This is a genomic window from Agarivorans sp. D1326 (assembly GCF_056958115.1).
On sequence record NZ_JBTWEN010000016.1, the window covers coordinates 1 to 16420 of the forward strand.

A 16420-nucleotide genomic window follows, 5' to 3' on the forward strand; every position below is an offset into this window, starting at 1 on the left:
CGTATACAGTAGAACTCCCATTTGAATAGCCTTATAACAGGCCAATCAAAAGCGCCCCATACTCCTGTGTGTTTTTGGGCGCTACTGCAAGCGACATACTATCACCGAAAAACACTTCGGGTTTGGTCGCGTTATTGAGGCGTTATGTGTCTTTATGATTGATCAGACAATTTATAATTCAGTTTTAGATTTAGCTTGTGAATTGGTCAACTCTTCAGGAGCAGGTTTAACTAAAAACTATTGGGATACTTATCAACAATTAAACGCAATATGTGAAACAAACAAAGGCTCAAATAAAGATCATCCATTTCAATGGGAAACATTAGCTGACTATACAAAAAGTGCTGAACAGGCAATTCGTATTTATTCAGTTGCAATTGAAGTTGCTAAAAAACTAAACTTAGTCGAATTTTTAGCATCGTCACAATTAGCTCTCGCAGAGCGTTATCTTGAATTAAACAACAACAGTGCAGCAATTAATTGGGCTTCTATAGCAAATGAAAACGCACTTAAATGTAGTAATTTAGAGTTACGCCAAGAAATATCAGAATTTTTATTAGAGCTTGTAGGCAACACATAACAAAGCCATCAAGCATAAGGACGCAAAAAGCTTGGCTTGCGCTCCTTCTTCGCTAAGTTTAGCCAAGCCTTTTGCGCCGCTTATGGCGGCGTTATGTGAAAATATGATCATTGAAGTATTAAAAACAGTTTTAGTGGGGATGGTTGCAACTTGCATTGCTGTATTTTTTTATGTCAACGTTCTTTTGTTTATTGCAAAAGTATCGTCTGGGCTCATAAAGGTGTTTTTAAGTATGATCCCATACTTGGGGGTAGCTGTAGTAATCGTAGCCCCACTAACATTTTTGCTGGTTGATTTTCGAGAGGCAATTCAAGATAGCGAGTGGGCAATCATCTTTGTGCTTATTACAGCCAAATCAGGCCGCATCAATATAACGGCGGTCTAACACCAAATGAGTCAGAGCAACGCTATTGGCTTGAATACAAAACCGTGGCCAATTTAACTTGACCACTACAAATCAACCCGACTGGCACTGCGGGGTTAATAAACAATAGAGACATGCAAGAGGCATTGAGTATTTTAAGCGATAAGAAGACTTGGCTCGCTATAAGCAGTACCGCTTTGTTAGCTGCGGGGTTACTATTTTATTTTGCTAGCTTCGGTCCTATAACAGCTCAACAAGAAGCAGATAGCCAAGCCATCGAGGATTTTGAACAATGCCTTACTGCGAGATTATTTTCTGAGAATCTCAAAGCTTGCGATCGTTTCTATCTAGACTATTTGCCCATAAAAACAGACCCGGTATTTAAACAAAACATTGTTGAAGTGGCCAAGCTAGATCAGAAACAGATAGTACGCACCTACAGGGATGTAAATCAGTTGTTGAAAGATCATGGTTTAGCACCATACCCAGAACTTTACTTATTATCTCATGGCCAATTAGTTGAATATATTCAATAATGTAGAACCACTGCTTGCCGGTTTTTACTCATTTACCGCCAGTTAAGTAGACCATTTACTTCTAGTTAGTTCTTAGGTTTACAATTTGAGAGGATAGGATGAATCTAACCATTAAGGGTTTTCTAGCTGCTATGTTTGCGGCAGTGTTCTGGCTGAGTTTGGGGTGTTCTTCCACTGTAACTCCTTCAATAGAGGCACCAAGCAATTTGGTGCTAAACAGTGTCTATATTTCACCCGACGATCAAGTTAGCTCAGAATTTGGGACATGGAAGCTTAAAGGCTTAACAGTAGACGATTTATGGGAGCCTTTACGAGAATACAACAACAGAAACTTGGGTTACCAAGAAGATGCATCCATGTGGGTTTACTCGAGCACACCTTATATTGTGAACGCGAAAGGCCTAGCTGTTCATCAAGTTTTCTGGCAACGCGATAGCGCTAACCTTGAGTGGTTATACCCAAATAATCAAAACGCTGAGTCCCCTTGGCGTGCTAGTCAAATACCAGAATCTATAAAAACTAAAATGCTACGAGATCCAAAAATCTCGAAGTACGCTGAGTTTGATGACACCACGCCTGATTATCTGTGGCATAGCGCCGCGATTAGTTATATATCGGGATTGATTGAACCGCCTAAACTTAACATGCTGTTTAAAAACCAAGGGCAAGACTTAGTAACTGTTTACGGTTTTAGAGCCAAAAACTTATATTCGACAGGCGGTGAGGCAAGCGACGGAGGATCACCATTAAATGCTGCCAACAACCAGCAAACGATAAATTTAAATCACTTAAATCCAGTCTCTGAGCTAGTTTTTGATTCGCCGGTTTTAATCGAGCTAAGTTCCACAGCTACGCTACAAGTTCAACCGATAGTGAGTGATGCCACCCAAGGCGACGGTGAAGGCGAGCTTACTTACAATCTATATGTACTCTATGCCAATGGTGAAGAAACCGTAGAGCAATTTGTCGGGACCTTTGTTCAAAGTGATGCAATAAGCCAAATGCCACTTTGGTAGCTTGCAAGCTCCTTCGAATTTAAAGCAGGAATAACGCCTGCGCTTGTTATTTCGAACAACACAAGGTTAGGCAAACTCTCGTCGTCTGGTTTCACTGGGTGTTTCGCAAAACAGTCGTTTGTAATCCCGGCAAAATTGTCCTAAATGAAAAAAGCCATAATCAAATGCCACTTCGGCAATGGTTTGTTGATGCTGGCTATTTAGTAATGCTCGCCTAACTTGGTTTAGCCGAATTATCTGAATGTATTGTTTTGGTGTCATATCGCAGCACTGGCTAAAGGTATATTGCAGGGTACGGCGACTAACATGCACTGCAGCACATAGCTCGCTAACGGTAATAGGATTTTTAAGACGAGATTCTGTAAGGTAGGTTTTAACCCGTTGCATAATGCGCTGGCGTTGATCTAACGCAGGGTGGCTAACTACAGCGGGTTTTTGTGCTTGGCTAAGCAGGTTAAGCACCGCGTCTTCTAAAATAAGCGCTTGGGTGTTGCTGCTCCAGCGACTGCCTTCTGTTTGTAGCAGTTGTGATAGGTATAGCTGAAAGGTTTGTAAGGTATTGGCGGGGATATTATCTAACCATAGGCTATCAAAACTTTGGCTAATAATCGGGTCATCTTGTTGTTCTTCTAATTGGCTGAATAAACTTTTGTGCAATACCAAGCCATAAATAGAAAAGTGTTCGGGCGTGAGCAATTCGAAGTCTAGGCTACCTGGTCGGCATAAAAACTGACTATGGCGGGTAGTTTGGTTGTTAATACGACAAGTTTTTAGATTGCTACTAAAACCTATCCATAATCCTCCTTTTTCGACACGGCATTGCTGCCTTAGCTCTTGGTTTGTGTCTTCGCGAAATACATGAATATTCGAGAAGTTAATTTCATTTATTTGGCCAACAAAGCGACCTTGGCTTAGTTGATCAAACTCTTGCTGCCAGTTAACTAAGTTTGCCGCTTGATGATTTGCATCATTAGAGTGAATTGTGCACAACAATGAGTCACCGTTTGTTTGCGTATTTGTCACCATATTTATCTTCCTCGATTCAAGCTCTGAACCAATTTAGGGCGATATGCCTGTTATCTTATTGTTTTATATATAAATTTAATCTTGCCAATTATTGATAGTTAATCGGAATAGCTATTGCTAAACCTTACTTATAGTTGTTGATGCAAGAAGCAGCAAAAACTGGTCCAGTTAAAATGTTAAGAATATATTGCCCTATTTGTTAATAAATACGGGCAACAATATGGCTAGTTAATCTTTGACTAGCAGGGAATCACAAGGCCAATTCTTGCAAGTGTTCTTCGATGTATAGCTGGAATATTTGGACCCTAGGTGTGAGTAAAAAATAGCCAGTTGTACTGCTTTAAGAACTAACAGCTGTAAATGGGAAAAAGGTTTTACCCATGTGTTCGTATAAAAAGGAAAGTTAATGCCGAGTTTTATTATTGCCTATGTCAAATATGTTGATGCGTTCAATCGAAGAGTTGGTCGCTTGATGATGTATGGGATATTTTTGATTGTTGGCGTGCTTATGTGGTCATCGGTATCAAAAACTTTCTTTATGCCGTCTCTTTGGACCTTAGAGTCTGCGCAATTCATGATGGTTGCTTACTACATTATTGGTGGCGCTTATGCGATGCAGCTAAATGCCAATGTGCGCATGGACTTATTTTACGGGAATTGGTCAATTAAAAAACGCGCTTGGGTTGATGCATTCACCATCTTCTTCTTGATTTTCTATTTAATCGTACTGCTATACGGTGGCTTAGAAAGCACACTTTACTCCCTTGAATATAGCCAACGAACTCGCTCTGCTTGGCGCCCATTGTTGTGGCCTATTAAAGCACTAATGTGCACCGGTTTTATGATGATGATTTTGCAGGCTATTTCCCAATTTATTAAAGATATTGCAGTTATTCGAGGAGTTCAGATCAAATGAGTTACGGCATGATAGCAACAATGATGTTCTCGTTGATGATGTTGCTAATGGCAACGGGTCAACGTGTATTTGCTGCAATAGGCGCGGTAGCCTCAATTGCCGCCATATTACTTTGGGGTACTGGCGGCGCAGAAATTCCGTTTACTGCCAGCATGAAGCTAATGAATTGGTATCCGATGCTTACGCTGCCAATGTTTATTTTCATGGGCTATGTGCTGTCGGAATCAAAAATTGCCGACGACCTTTACAAAATGTTTCATGTTTGGATGGGGCCAATGCCCGGTGGATTGGCCATTGGCACTATTGGGCTTATGGTGCTGGTATCGGCAATGAATGGCTTGTCGGTGGCAGGGATGGCGATAGGTGCCACCATTGCACTGCCAGAGCTGTTAAAGCGTAACTACGACAAAAAAATGGTCACCGGGGTTATTCAGGCCGGCTCGTCTTTAGGCATATTGGTGCCTCCCTCGGTGGTATTAGTGCTCTATGCAATGATCGCGCGCCAGCCAGTAGGTCAGCTGTGGCTAGCCGGTATTATTCCAGGTTTGGTGATGGCAACACTGTTCATTATCTATATTGCAGTACGTTGTCGGATTAACCCAAGCTTAGGCCCAGTGTTAAGCGAAGAAGAACGTAAAGTGCCCATGGCCGAAAAACTAAGGCTACTTAGGGCAGGGCTGTTACCCCTTGGCATCTTTGCCTCAATGATGATTCCTTTTGTTAACGGCTGGACAAGCTTAGTAGAAAGCTCGGCTATTGGTGCAATGGCAGCGTTCTTGGCCGCTATTTTAAAAAGGCGAATGACCAAACAGGTATTTGAGAACTCTGTGCGCAGCACCTTGGCTATCTCTTGTATGTTTATGTGGATCATTCTTGCTGCCCTTGGTTTTGGGGCCATATTTGATGGCTTGGGCGCAGTAAAATCCATTGAACATTTGTTTACCGAGCAGCTTGGGCTTGGGCCTTGGGCGATTCTTATTTTAATGCAGTTGTCATTTTTGGTGATGGGTACCTTTTTAGACGACACCGCTATGTTGGTGATTGTTGCGCCGTTATATGTGCCTCTGGTTAATGCACTAGGTTTTGACCTTATTTGGTACGGCGTTCTCTATACCGTGACCTCCCAAATTGCCTATATGACGCCGCCTTTTGGCTACAACCTCTTTTTAATGCGGGCTATGGCTCCGCCGCAAATTAGCCTGCGTGACATTTACGGTTCGGTAGTTCCATTTGTCGGCATTATGGTTTTTGCATTAATCCTAGTGATGGTTTTTCCAAGTTTAGCTTTATGGCTTCCTGATTATGTATATGGCAAGTAAAACGTAATTTATTCATAAGCTTATTAACCAATATTTACCTTAAGGCGGGCAAGGGTCTGCTAGCAATAATCCACTGGAGGGATAACAATGAACTCAAGACGTAAGTTTTTAACAAGTGCTGTTGCACTTACCGCGGGTACCATGTTGGCTCCGGCCAAAACTTTTGCCGCTAGCCCGAAGATTAAATGGCGTATGCAAACCTATGCAGGTCCAGCTTTAGCTGAGCATGTAATAAAGCCGGCCATTGAAGCCTTTAACCGTATTGCCGGTGAAGAAATGCAAATTGAGCTCTATTTTGCAGACCAACTGGTGCCAACGGGCGAGCTATTTCGCGCCATGCAAAAAGGCATCATTGATGCGGTTCAATCTGATGATGACTCTATGGCTTCGCCTACAGAAGTAACCACCTTTGGTGGTTACTTCCCATTTGGTAGCCGTTATTCACTGGATGTGCCTGTATTGTTTAATCAATATGGTTTAGACAAAATTTGGAAAGAAGAGTACGCCAAAGTAGGTGTTAAGCACATTTCTGCAGGTGCTTGGGATCCTTGTCATTTTGCCACTAAAAAGCCCATTACTAGCCTTAAAGATCTTAAAGGGTTAAGAGTATTTACCTTCCCAACTGCCGGTCGCTTCTTAGCTAAGTTTGGTGTGGTGCCGGTGTCTATTCCTTGGGAAGATGTTGAGGTGGCTCTGCAAACCGGCGAACTAGACGGTATTGCTTGGTCGGGCATTACCGAAGACTACACCGTGGGTTGGTCTAAGGTTACCGATTACTTCTTAACAAACAATATTTCTGGTGCTTGGATTGGTTCATTCTTTGCCAATATGGATCGCTACAATGCATTACCTGATCACCTTAAAGAGCTTCTAGGGCTATGTTTAGATACATCACATTATTACCGTCAATGGTGGTACTGGGGTGGCGAAGCTAAACTGCGAGTCGAGGGTAGTGATATGAAGCTAACTTCCATTCCTGATGAAGAATGGGCTACGGTTGAAGCAGAGGCACATGTATTCTGGGATGAAATCGCCAAAGAATCGCCAACTAAGGCTAAGATTGTAGAAATCTTTAAGAAATACAACGCTGACATGGAAAAAGCAGGTAGGCCTTACCGCTACAGCTAACAAACCACAGCAGCAACGGCGTAAGTCGTTGTTGCTGCTATTTTAAGTACAACGAAAGGTATAGCTATGGCAGCGTATCGCTGGCAACAAGGGGACACCGTATACAACTTTGGCTCACTAGCCGAGCTAATGGCAAAGGCTACCCCAGAGCGCTCGGGCGATATTCTTGCGGGTGTGAGTGCAGAAACTGCCGAGCAGCGTGTTGTAGCGCAAATGACATTAGCTAACTTGCCTTTAAAAACCTTTCTAAACGAAGTGCTGGTTCCCTATGAAACTGACGAGATTACCCGACTAATTATTGATAGCCACGATAGCGTGGCATTTGCACCCATCTCGCATATGACCGTTGGGGATTTTCGCAATTGGTTATTAAGTGACGAAGCCGACGCCGAAGCATTAGCGGCGCTCCGGCCTGGGCTTAGCCCCGAAATGGTTGCTGCAGTGTGCAAGATAATGCGTAACCAAGATTTAATCTTGGTAGCGAAGAAGTGTCGTGTAATCACGGCGTTTCGTAACACTGTTGGATTAGAAAATCGGCTATCTACTCGTTTACAGCCAAATCACCCAACAGACTCTTTAGATGGCATTGCCGCGACAATTTTTGATGGCTTAATGTATGGCAATGGTGACGCCGTAATAGGCATTAACCCAGCCACTGATAATGTCCCGCAAACTATCAAGCTCCTAAACTTTTTAGACGAAGTGATTCAGCATTACCAAATTCCAACCCAGTCTTGTGTATTGACTCATGTGACAAACACCATCGAAACCATTGAGAAAGGCGCGCCTGTTGATTTGGTTTTTCAATCCATTGGCGGAACGCAAGGCACCAATGACACCTTTGGTGTGAATCTCAATGTGCTACAAGAAGCCCAAGAGGCCGCATTGTCGTTAAAGCGAGGAACCGTTGGCAACAACGTAATGTATTTTGAAACTGGTCAGGGAACGTCGCTATCGGCAGATGCCTATTTTGGGGTTGATCAGCAAACCTGCGAAGCCAGGGCTTATGCGGTAGCACGCCACTTCGATCCGTTTTTGGTTAATACGGTTGTAGGCTTTATTGGCCCTGAATATCTGTTTGATGGTAAACAAATAATTCGTGCAGGTTTAGAAGATCATTTTTGTGGCAAGTTGCTTGGCCTACCGATGGGCTGTGACATTTGCTACACCAACCATGCTTATGCCGATCAAAATGACATGGACAATTTGCTTACCTTGCTCGGGGTGGCTGGTTGCTCGTTTATTATGGGCATTCCTGGTTCTGACGATATCATGCTTAATTATCAAACAACCTCCTTTCATGATGCGCTTTATGCTCGCAAAGTGCTCGGCTTAAAACCTGCGCCAGAGTTTGAGACTTGGTTGAGTAACATGGATATATTTAATGACGTAGAGAAAGTAAAACTAAATCAAAATCTTGCCCAAGCATTTAGCTCGCCTATCTCCTTAGTTGAGAAAAATGAACTATGAGTAAGCCTTCTACAAAATCAAGCAACAAGGCTATTGGTTTAGTCACCGAAAATCCTTGGCAGGCTTTAAAGCAGTTTACGTCGGCGCGTATTGCGCTTGGACGTGCTGGAACCAGTATTCCTACGCAGCAGCTGCTACCTTTTCAACTAGACCATGCACGCGCGATAGACGCAGTGCATAAGGCCTTAGCTGTAGAAAGTCTTATAGAGAAACTACAAGCTTCATCAATTATTCAAACGTATACAAAACATGCTCCCATGGTAGTAAGCAGCAAAGCTAATGATCGAATGACCTATCTACAGCGCCCCGATCTTGGCCGCCAACTCTGCGAAGTCTCGTGGCAAAGTTTGCTAAAGCATCGAGAGAAAAGTAGTCAAGAGTATGACTTAGCTATTGTTGTAGCCGATGGGCTTTCTTCAACCGCTATTCAACGCCATGCTGCGCCGGTGATAGAAAGTTTGGTGACCAAGTTAACTAAGGATGATAAATACTCTTGGTCTTTAGCGCCTTTAACCATTGTTACACAGGGGCGCGTGGCGGTAGGAGATGATGTAGGTGAGTGCCTAAAGGCTAAAATTACCCTAATTTTAATTGGCGAACGTCCTGGTCTTACATCGCCTGACAGCATGGGTATTTATATTACTTGGAACCCTAAACGCGGCGCTAAAGATTCAAGCAGAAACTGCATTTCTAACATACGCCCAGAAGGCCTTTGTTATGAAGAAGCCAGCCATAAAGCCTTTTATCTATTAACCGAGTCAATGAAAACTAAATGTACAGGCATAGGTTTAAAAGACCGTTCATTGGTGGTTGAAGACAGTTCAAATCTCGAATCTAGCCCCAAAAGCCAATTTCTAGTGTCGGCTGCCAAAGATAAATAATGTAGGGCCTGTTGATCTTTGCTGATGGTTTTTGCAGCGATTTATTAGCCATTTAGGCAAGGCAGTGAGTGTGCAGTTAAGTGGGCTTAATAATTACTCGCTAACGCTGAATAAATGGCTAAGAAATGCTGCCTGAAAGGTTCGGATAAGCGAACTTTACTCCTTGTTAAGCCCTTATTGCTTAGCCCACTAGGCTTCTAAGTGCTTACCGCGATTAAAGCCCGCTTATCTCGAACAAAATTTCAACTCCAAAGATCAACATACCCTAGTTAATCCTAAGGCTTAGTCAGCCAATTTCTAGCATTTAGTGATTGTTATTTGATGAACTTCATAAGTTATATTGATAATATTAATTATTAACTAAGTGTTTTAGCTTATTTAGGAACAGATTCTCTATGTCTTTTAAACCTTTATATCAATTCGCAGTGCTGTTGAGCTTAGCGTGTTTTAGTTTATTTGCACTAGCAAGTGGTGAGCAGCAAATCGCCTCAGCTTTTAAGAACAAAGTCAGTGATTTGCAGGTTAATAGCTCAGGTTACGTTGTAAGAGTATTAGCGGATGACGAACAGGGCTCACGCCATCAACGATTTATTCTTAAGTTAAACAATGGCCAAACCCTGTTGGTTGCTCACAATATCGATTTAGCCCCGCGCCTCAAAAACTTAAGAGTAGGGGATAAGGTAGAGTTTTTCGGTGAGTACGAATGGAACAATAAGGGTGGAGTGATTCATTGGACTCATCATGATCCCGCTGGTCGCCACATAGACGGTTGGTTAAAGCATCGCGGTGTGCAATACGATTAAGACCACTGGCATAGAGAACTGATTATTATTAAACAAGGAAGTGTTGTATGTTTAAGCAGTATTGTAAAAAGTGAGGTGAAGAGACCGCTCACAAAGAGTTAATGAAGCAAAAACCGTCTAAATATGGCACTAGCAAAACTGAACAGCTTAAAGCGTTTATGGAAGGCTTTTTTGGTGGTACTGCAAGTGCGGTTGGCGCCTCTTTAGATTTGTTAGACCGCTACATAGTATGCCAACAATGTGGCTGCAAAACCTTAGATAATAAGGGTGAAGAGTTTCAATAAGGCAATAAACAAAGAGCGCTTAAGCGCTCTTTTTTATAAGAAGGTAAGTGGTTAAACGCCAAACTCTGCTTTTATCTGCTCTAGCCAACCAGCCATTCGTTCTGCATGTAACTCACTCTGGTTGTCGTTATCTAGCACTAGCCCTGCAAATTTACCGTTGTCTAACAAGGCTGATGAATCATCAAACTCGTAGCCCTCTGCTGGCCATTCGCCAACGAGATCTGCGCCGGTTTCTGCGATGGCGTCGTAAAGCTCACCTAATCCATCTACAAACTCGCTAGCGTAGTTTACTTGGTCGCCTAAACCAAACAACGCGACTTTTATGCCGGAGAAATCTGCAACTTCTAATTGCGGTAAAAACTCGTCCCAGCTTTCGGCTTGGCAGTCTGCGGCTAGACCGGGTAGTTGGCCTTCGCCTAAAGTTGGGGTGCCTAGGATTAACATTTTGTAACTGCTTAGGGTGTCGATATCAACGCGATTAATATTAAGCGGTTTGTCGCTAAGATCAGCGCCTAATTGCTGATGAATTTGCTTAGCAATTTTTCGTGTTGTTCCGGTGTCTGTCCCAAAAAAGATTCCTACATCTGCCATGATAGTACTCCTTAAATAGCTGGCTTATATAGCTTACTGCAAGATGTAATCCACTAATTATATTACGCAATTACAATGACTTATGATTAGTGCTTATTGTTTTTGTTATAAATACAACAGAGCTATTGTTGAAGATTGTTTGTTTTAAGACGAAGCGAGCGGATGAATAGATGCAAATAAGCAATAAGTTGTTAGCTTATTGCTTATTTGATTTAGAACTAGGCTCTGGTCTGTTGCTTAATCATCATCGTCTTCATCTTTTTCTATTGGGGGCTTCCATGTGATAGGCCGATAAACTTCTATTCGGTCTCCTGCAACCAGCTGACTTTCTAAGGTTACAAATTTGCCGAATATTCCCACTTTTTGTTTATCCAGTTGTATTTCCGTACATAAATCTAAGATGCCTGATTGATGCAAGGCGTTAATCACGCTGCTTTCTTCTACCACTTCTACATTAATGCAAAGTTGCTGCTGAGGAGTGGCGTAGGCAATACTCACTAACATAGTAACCCCCTATTGCTGAACGCTAACTTTGGCTGAGCAAACCGCTGCTGGTTTCGCTCTGTTTTCTAGTTTTTGCTGGATGAGCCTATGCAGGCTAAGCAATCCACCAAGAACTAAAAATCCACCAGGCGGTAAAATTACTAACAGCAGGCCTCGGTAATCGGGGATTATCGTGAACTCTATTGCTTTGAAAGCGGGGCCCAACAATATGTGGGCGTCGGCAAACAAGGTGCCTGAGCCAATAATCTCCCGTACACCACCTAAAAACACCAATACCCAGGTAAAACCAATGCCCATTGCGAAACCATCTATTATTGCAGGTACTGGAGCCTGTTTGCTGGCGAAGGATTCTACTCGGCCCAAAATGGCGCAGTTGGTGACAATAAGCGGAATAAAAAGGCCTAATACTTTATGTAGGGGATGAACCCAAGCGTTCAATAACATATCAGTAATGGTAACCAAGGTGGCTATCATCAATATGTTTATTGGGATGCGCACCGCACGGCTAACATAGTTTTTGCTTAGGGCGCTGATCAAGTTTGCCATTACCACCACCACCAAACTTGCTAAGCCAAGGCCTAAACCGTTGGTCGCGCTAGACGTTACCGCCAACAACGGACAAAGAGCTAAACACTGGCCAAGTACCACATTGTTATTCCATAAACCGTCAGCAATGATGTTTTTGTAATTGTTCATGCCTTCTCTCCCTGTTTTAACTCTAAATCCTTTAAAGCTTGATGCACTGCGTTTACTACTGCGCGTGGCGTAATGGTAGCGCCGGTAAATTGATCAAACTCTCCACCGTCTTTTTTTACTGCCCATGCCTTTTTTGAAGTATTACTCAGGCTTTTTTGGTTAAAACTTAAAATCCAAGGATGTTTGGCTACTTCAATTTTGTCGCCAAGACCGGGAGTTTCGCTATGGCTTAATACACGAACGCCTAAGATAGCGAGAGATGCGTCTACACCAACTAGTAAGTTAATTGGGCCAGCGTAGCCTTTAGCTGTAACTTGCACTACGTAGCCGCTGGTTTGGCCTTGTTGGTCTAGCGCGTTGTAAACGGTGTAGTTTCGCTGCTCAACTTCAAAAGGGTGCTCGGTAGCCAACAAGGCATTTTGGTAGTAAGAACTTGGCATGACTAAATCAATAGCCGCCAGCTTGTCTTCGTTTACACGTTGGGCGATTACTGGCGCTGTAATTGTGTTTAAACCCAACAACAGTGCGCTAGAGAGGCCCACAGCAACGGCTAACGAAATAGATTGGTAGATACTGCTGTTAATATGTTTTTCAACGCAAGGTAAGGTCATGATTAAGCTCCTTTGCTGCGTTTAAATAATGATTGGCTGCCAAATATTTTTGGCCTTAAATAGTGGTCGATTACTGGTGTACCCGCATTCATGATTAGCACCGCAAATGCTACACCTTCTGGGTAGCTACCAAAGCTACGAATTAGCCAAATAAGTAAGCCACAACCAGCACCAAACAGTATTTGGCCTCGAGGGCTAGTGGGTGAGGTGACAAGATCGGTAGCAATGAAAAAGGCCGCTAACATGGCTCCACCAGAAAGCAAATGTGCTAATCCCGAGGCAAAGTCTTGAGGGTGCAGCCAGTGCGCAATACTCGCAGGAATAGTTAAGCCAAGCAGCAACGCGCAGGGTATATAAGGGCGAATGATGCCGCGCCAAATTAAAAACAGCCCGCCTAAGGCTATAAGCAAGGCGCTTGTTTCTCCTAAGCTACCGGCATGTTCACCAAGTAGTAGCCCCTTCCATTCAACGATTTGATTTAAATCAGCGAGAGGGGTTGCCGAGCTTACACCGTCGATGCCTAACCATTGTTGACTAAATATTAAGCCGTCATAACCAACGCTTGGGATACTAATGGCTTGCCAGTTAGTCAGCTCTATTGGAAAACAGATTAACAGCATTACCCGACCTAACATGGCGGGATTAAAAGGGTTATGGCCAAGACCGCCGTAAACATGTTTACCAATCACGATGGCAAATATGCAACCAAAGCTGGCCACCCACCAAGGGGTACTGGCAGGTAAACTCATGGCCAGTAGCAGCGCGGTAAGCAGTGACGAACCATCTATACTGCTTAACCAATTTTTACCTTGTAGTTGCAGGCAAATTACCTCGCTAAGCCATGCACTAATGCAGCAACTAACAATGACTAATGCAGCAGGCAAGCCAAAAATCCATACCCCATATAAAGCCGCTGGACTAAGAGCGAGCACTACCAAATACATAATGTTAGTAGTGGATAAACCCGAGTGGGTATGTGGTGCTGCTATTGGGTTGTTTATAGCCATTAGCTTTCTCCTTGAGTACTGCGAGAACGAGCAGGGCGTTTACGTTTAGCTGCTTTGGCTGCTTTTTTAGCCGCTGCTTCGCGGGCTAAGCGTTGTTGACGTGCCTCGGTAAGTTGGCGGGCTAAGTTTGATTTTTGCATCATGCTACGTTGCGCGTTGATGTTAGATTTTGCGTGCTGGAAATACTGCACGAGAGGAATACTAGAAGGGCAAATGTAACTGCATGCACCACACAATAGACAGGAGTCTAAGCCAAATTCTTGTGCGCCTTGCCAGTCATCATTATTGCTATGCGCGGCCATTTGAAAGGGCATTAAGCCCATTGGGCATACTTTTACGCAGTTACCACAGCGCACGCAGTCTTGGCTTTGCCGCTGGTTAATTTGCTCTTCGCTTAAGGCTAAAAGACCGCCGACACTTTTATCTATCGGCACAAAGGGAGATGGCAATACTTGTCCCATCATTGGGCCACCAGCAATCATTCTTTTCGCTTCGGCTTTTAGGCCGCCACATTCTGCAATAACTTGTGATACTAAGCTGCCAATAGGTACGGTGATATTGGCGGGAGCCTCGATGGCATCCCCTGATACGGTGATCACGCGTTCGATCAGGGGGCGCTGATAACGCACTGCTTGATAAACCGCTTTAGCTGTAGCGACGTTGTGCACCAATATGCCTTGAGCAGTACTTAACTGTCCGGGACCAATAGCAATACCGGTGACTGCTTTAATTAAATGACGCTCAGAGCCCATGGGGTAAAGGCTAGGTACAATTTTAAGGCTGATCCCACTAAAGCCATCACTCGCTTGTTTAATAGCGTTAATCGCCTCTGGTTTATTATCTTCAATCGCAATAATAGAGTTTGTTGCGCCGATGGCTTTTGCCATTACCTTTATGCCCGCGATGATCTCGGCAGCTTGTTCGCGCATAAGGCGATCATCACAGGTTAAGTAAGGTTCACATTCACCACCGTTAATGAGCAAAGTATGTACTTTAGACTTACGGGCTAAGCGCAGCTTTATCCCGGTTGGAAAACCTGCTCCACCTAGGCCAACAATGCCAGCTTCGAGTACTCGTTCAACAATTTGCTCGTGGCTAAGTTTTTGGTAGTCGCTTGGCGGGTAATCAATACCCCAGTGTTTGTCACCGTTATTGGCAATGACCAAGGTCTGGCTTTTTATTCCAGATGGGTGGCTACTTAAGTAGGGCTTTATGTCTACTACAGTGCCATTTACTGGTGAATGTAAAGGCACCGTCATGTCGTTACTACCACGGGCGATAAGTTGACCTTTAACTACCGTGTCACCAATCGCTACGAGGCTGTTAAGCATGGAGCCGTTGCGCTGTTGCATACCTAAGTACACCCGGTCTGGCACAAAGCTTTTGCTTATATCTTGTTGCTGGGTAAGCTCTTTATAGCCCTTGGGGTGAACGCCACCGCTAAACGGTTTAGGTTTTAGATTAAACATAGTCACTCCTTAAGCCGTTTGAGGTTTTGGCCATTGCCAAGTATTAAGCTGTACTTGCTGGGCTTGCATGCTTAAACATCCCTGCGGGCAAGCTTTCTCGCACAAACGACAACCAGTACAAACCTGACTAATGACCGTGTGCATCTGTTTACTGGCGCCAACAATGGCATCAAAGGGACAGGCTTTAAAACAGCGAGTGCAGCCGCTGCATTGGCTTTCGTCTATATAAGCCACAACAGGTACAGCATCGGGATCATTACTCACTTCTACGCCTAGTAAGTTGGCTATGCTGGATGCAAGGCCATTGCCGCCAGGCGGGCAGCTGGTAGGAGCCAAATTACCTTTAACCATGGCTTCAGCTGCTTGACGACAGCCCGGTTCGCCACATTGACCACATTGGCCACCGGGTAGCATGGCTTCGAGTTCATCGACTCGTGGATCGCCTTCTACTTTTAGTGCTTTAGAGGCCCAACCCAGCAATGCTCCAAGGCTTGCTCCTAGTAGGATTAGTAAAATGATTGATATTAAAATCATGGCTTTCTCCTATTAGTTCACTAAGCCGCTAAAACCTAAAAAGGCCATCGACAGTAATCCAGCGGTAATAAATGCTATCGGTAAGCCAGCAAACGCTGCTGGTACTTTGGCCAGCTTTAAGCGTTGTCGTAAGCCTGCAAATAACACGATCACTAAGCTAAAACCTGCTGCAGAACCAAAGGCATAACAAAGGGTTTGTAAAAAATTCATGTTGTTTTGAACAACCAGCAAGGCAACACCTAACACGGCGCAGTTGGTGGTGATAAGGGGCAGGAATATGCCTAAGGCCTGGTAAAGCTCGGGGCTATTTTTTTGAATGATCAGTTCGGTAAGTTGAACCACAGCAGCGATGACCAAAATGAGCACCAAAATTCGCATTACCTGAATGCCTAAGGGAGCAAGTAGCAGCGCTTCTATTAGCCATGCGGCGATAGCTGCTAAGCACAATACAAAGGTGGTTGCTAAACCCATACCTAAGGCGCTATCGATTTTGCTTGATACCCCCATAAACGGACACAAACCAAGAAACTTGCCTAACACCACGTTGTTTACCACGGCAGTGCTAATAAAAATCAGAAGGTAGTCGGCCATCAAATACTCCACACAGTTGTACTACTAATGGCAGTACTGCATTGCATGTACCAAGTTGGTGAAATGAACCATATTGGGGAAAGAACCCGAGTAA

Annotated in this window: 20 protein-coding genes; 11 read left to right on the forward strand and 9 right to left on the reverse strand. The window is 43.8% G+C overall.

The genetic code is table 11. The annotated features are described in order from the left end of the window. The first annotated feature begins 154 nt into the window (after window positions 1-154). The 4 genes from ACYFDN_RS20705 (at window position 155) to ACYFDN_RS20720 (ending at window position 2496) form a co-directional block, all read left to right on the forward strand. Entirely contained in the window at window positions 155-580 is a 426-nt protein-coding gene (locus ACYFDN_RS20705) for a hypothetical protein (RefSeq protein WP_483512550.1), read from the forward strand. Window positions 581-611: 31 nt separating this feature from the next. Then, complete coding sequence (locus ACYFDN_RS20710; RefSeq protein WP_483512604.1) at window positions 612-965, forward strand: hypothetical protein; 354 nt, start codon at window positions 612-614, stop codon at window positions 963-965. Between the two features lie 113 nt (window positions 966-1078). Continuing rightward, window positions 1079-1480 (forward strand): hypothetical protein, encoded by a 402-nt coding sequence (locus ACYFDN_RS20715; protein WP_483512551.1) that lies wholly within the window; start codon window positions 1079-1081, stop codon window positions 1478-1480. 98 nt (window positions 1481-1578) lie between these two features. Further along, complete coding sequence (locus tag ACYFDN_RS20720; RefSeq protein WP_483512552.1) at window positions 1579-2496, forward strand: hypothetical protein; 918 nt, start codon at window positions 1579-1581, stop codon at window positions 2494-2496. Window positions 2497-2562: 66 nt separating this feature from the next. On the opposite strand, the gene ACYFDN_RS20725 is transcribed toward ACYFDN_RS20720, so the two are convergent. Beyond that, the gene (locus ACYFDN_RS20725) at window positions 2563-3522 is read right to left on the reverse strand and encodes a helix-turn-helix domain-containing protein (protein ID WP_483512553.1); all 960 of its coding nucleotides are present in this window, start codon (window positions 3520-3522) and stop codon (window positions 2563-2565) included. Between the two features lie 406 nt (window positions 3523-3928). Here ACYFDN_RS20725 and ACYFDN_RS20730 point away from each other — a divergent pair, with 406 nt between their 5' ends. The 7 genes from ACYFDN_RS20730 (at window position 3929) to ACYFDN_RS20760 (ending at window position 10323) form a co-directional block, all read left to right on the forward strand. Then, window positions 3929-4438, forward strand: a complete 510-nt coding sequence (locus tag ACYFDN_RS20730; RefSeq protein ID WP_483512554.1) for a TRAP transporter small permease subunit — start codon at window positions 3929-3931, stop codon at window positions 4436-4438. Beyond that, window positions 4435-5757: a TRAP transporter large permease gene (locus ACYFDN_RS20735; protein ID WP_483512555.1), complete on the forward strand. Its 1323-nt coding sequence runs from the start codon at window positions 4435-4437 to the stop codon at window positions 5755-5757. The genes ACYFDN_RS20730 and ACYFDN_RS20735 overlap by 4 nt, the downstream gene beginning before the upstream one ends. Before the next feature lie 87 nt (window positions 5758-5844). Further along, window positions 5845-6885 (forward strand): TRAP transporter substrate-binding protein, encoded by a 1041-nt coding sequence (locus ACYFDN_RS20740; protein ID WP_152784836.1) that lies wholly within the window; start codon window positions 5845-5847, stop codon window positions 6883-6885. 66 nt (window positions 6886-6951) lie between these two features. Further along, window positions 6952-8355: an ethanolamine ammonia-lyase subunit EutB gene (locus ACYFDN_RS20745; protein WP_483512556.1), complete on the forward strand. Its 1404-nt coding sequence runs from the start codon at window positions 6952-6954 to the stop codon at window positions 8353-8355. After that, window positions 8352-9236: an ethanolamine ammonia-lyase subunit EutC gene (eutC, locus tag ACYFDN_RS20750; RefSeq protein ID WP_483512557.1), complete on the forward strand. Its 885-nt coding sequence runs from the start codon at window positions 8352-8354 to the stop codon at window positions 9234-9236. The genes ACYFDN_RS20745 and eutC overlap by 4 nt, the downstream gene beginning before the upstream one ends. Window positions 9237-9631: 395 nt before the next feature. Further along, window positions 9632-10039: a DUF3465 domain-containing protein gene (locus tag ACYFDN_RS20755; RefSeq protein WP_483512558.1), complete on the forward strand. Its 408-nt coding sequence runs from the start codon at window positions 9632-9634 to the stop codon at window positions 10037-10039. A 101-nt stretch (window positions 10040-10140) separates the two neighbouring features. Continuing rightward, on the forward strand, window positions 10141-10323 hold the full coding sequence (locus ACYFDN_RS20760; protein ID WP_483512559.1) for a hypothetical protein: 183 nt from the start codon (window positions 10141-10143) through the stop codon (window positions 10321-10323). A gap of 51 nt (window positions 10324-10374) precedes the next feature. Here the strand turns inward: ACYFDN_RS20760 and ACYFDN_RS20765 are convergent, their stop codons facing one another. The 8 genes from ACYFDN_RS20765 to rsxA form a co-directional block, all read right to left on the reverse strand. Beyond that, window positions 10375-10914 carry a flavodoxin gene (locus ACYFDN_RS20765; protein WP_016401533.1) on the reverse strand — a complete coding sequence of 180 codons (540 nt, stop codon included), beginning with the start codon at window positions 10912-10914 and terminating at the stop codon, window positions 10375-10377. A 237-nt stretch (window positions 10915-11151) separates the two neighbouring features. Beyond that, window positions 11152-11418, reverse strand: a complete 267-nt coding sequence (locus ACYFDN_RS20770) for an RnfH family protein (protein ID WP_483512560.1) — start codon at window positions 11416-11418, stop codon at window positions 11152-11154. Window positions 11419-11427: 9 nt separating this feature from the next. Next, a complete protein-coding gene (locus ACYFDN_RS20775) occupies window positions 11428-12114 on the reverse strand; it encodes an electron transport complex subunit E (RefSeq protein WP_483512561.1) in 687 nt (228 codons plus the stop codon). Beyond that, window positions 12111-12725 (reverse strand): electron transport complex subunit RsxG, encoded by a 615-nt coding sequence (gene rsxG / locus ACYFDN_RS20780; RefSeq protein WP_338626358.1) that lies wholly within the window; start codon window positions 12723-12725, stop codon window positions 12111-12113. Before rsxG ends, ACYFDN_RS20775 begins: the two co-directional genes overlap by 4 nt. Window positions 12726-12727: 2 nt before the next feature. Continuing rightward, window positions 12728-13732: an RnfABCDGE type electron transport complex subunit D gene (locus ACYFDN_RS20785; RefSeq protein WP_483512562.1), complete on the reverse strand. Its 1005-nt coding sequence runs from the start codon at window positions 13730-13732 to the stop codon at window positions 12728-12730. Next, window positions 13732-15201 (reverse strand): electron transport complex subunit RsxC, encoded by a 1470-nt coding sequence (gene rsxC, locus ACYFDN_RS20790; RefSeq protein ID WP_483512563.1) that lies wholly within the window; start codon window positions 15199-15201, stop codon window positions 13732-13734. Before rsxC ends, ACYFDN_RS20785 begins: the two co-directional genes overlap by 1 nt. Window positions 15202-15210: 9 nt before the next feature. Further along, a complete protein-coding gene (locus ACYFDN_RS20795) occupies window positions 15211-15735 on the reverse strand; it encodes an RnfABCDGE type electron transport complex subunit B (protein ID WP_483512564.1) in 525 nt (174 codons plus the stop codon). A gap of 12 nt (window positions 15736-15747) precedes the next feature. Continuing rightward, window positions 15748-16326, reverse strand: coding sequence for an electron transport complex subunit RsxA (gene rsxA / locus ACYFDN_RS20800; RefSeq protein WP_483512565.1), 579 nt, complete (start codon window positions 16324-16326; stop codon window positions 15748-15750). Window positions 16327-16420: the final 94 nt, after the last annotated feature.

Bases quoted from the DNA above. Each gene is read 5' to 3' on its own strand.
- rsxC (WP_483512563.1), bottom strand. From the start codon at position 15,201: ATGTTTAATCTAAAACCTAAACCGTTTAGCGGTGGCGTTCACCCCAAG.
- rsxA (WP_483512565.1), bottom strand. From the start codon at position 16,326: ATGGCCGACTACCTTCTGATTTTTATTAGCACTGCCGTGGTAAACAAC.
- ACYFDN_RS20775 (WP_483512561.1), bottom strand. From the start codon at position 12,114: ATGAACAATTACAAAAACATCATTGCTGACGGTTTATGGAATAACAAT.
- ACYFDN_RS20725 (WP_483512553.1), bottom strand. From the start codon at position 3,522: ATGGTGACAAATACGCAAACAAACGGTGACTCATTGTTGTGCACAATT.
- ACYFDN_RS20770 (WP_483512560.1), bottom strand. From the start codon at position 11,418: ATGTTAGTGAGTATTGCCTACGCCACTCCTCAGCAGCAACTTTGCATT.
- ACYFDN_RS20745 (WP_483512556.1), top strand. From the start codon at position 6,952: ATGGCAGCGTATCGCTGGCAACAAGGGGACACCGTATACAACTTTGGC.
- ACYFDN_RS20735 (WP_483512555.1), top strand. From the start codon at position 4,435: ATGAGTTACGGCATGATAGCAACAATGATGTTCTCGTTGATGATGTTG.
- ACYFDN_RS20730 (WP_483512554.1), top strand. From the start codon at position 3,929: ATGCCGAGTTTTATTATTGCCTATGTCAAATATGTTGATGCGTTCAAT.
- ACYFDN_RS20765 (WP_016401533.1), bottom strand. From the start codon at position 10,914: ATGGCAGATGTAGGAATCTTTTTTGGGACAGACACCGGAACAACACGA.
- ACYFDN_RS20715 (WP_483512551.1), top strand. From the start codon at position 1,079: ATGCAAGAGGCATTGAGTATTTTAAGCGATAAGAAGACTTGGCTCGCT.
- ACYFDN_RS20740 (WP_152784836.1), top strand. From the start codon at position 5,845: ATGAACTCAAGACGTAAGTTTTTAACAAGTGCTGTTGCACTTACCGCG.
- ACYFDN_RS20760 (WP_483512559.1), top strand. From the start codon at position 10,141: ATGAAGCAAAAACCGTCTAAATATGGCACTAGCAAAACTGAACAGCTT.
- ACYFDN_RS20720 (WP_483512552.1), top strand. From the start codon at position 1,579: ATGAATCTAACCATTAAGGGTTTTCTAGCTGCTATGTTTGCGGCAGTG.
- ACYFDN_RS20755 (WP_483512558.1), top strand. From the start codon at position 9,632: ATGTCTTTTAAACCTTTATATCAATTCGCAGTGCTGTTGAGCTTAGCG.
- eutC (WP_483512557.1), top strand. From the start codon at position 8,352: ATGAGTAAGCCTTCTACAAAATCAAGCAACAAGGCTATTGGTTTAGTC.
- ACYFDN_RS20785 (WP_483512562.1), bottom strand. From the start codon at position 13,732: ATGGCTATAAACAACCCAATAGCAGCACCACATACCCACTCGGGTTTA.
- rsxG (WP_338626358.1), bottom strand. From the start codon at position 12,725: ATGACCTTACCTTGCGTTGAAAAACATATTAACAGCAGTATCTACCAA.
- ACYFDN_RS20705 (WP_483512550.1), top strand. From the start codon at position 155: ATGATTGATCAGACAATTTATAATTCAGTTTTAGATTTAGCTTGTGAA.
- ACYFDN_RS20795 (WP_483512564.1), bottom strand. From the start codon at position 15,735: ATGATTTTAATATCAATCATTTTACTAATCCTACTAGGAGCAAGCCTT.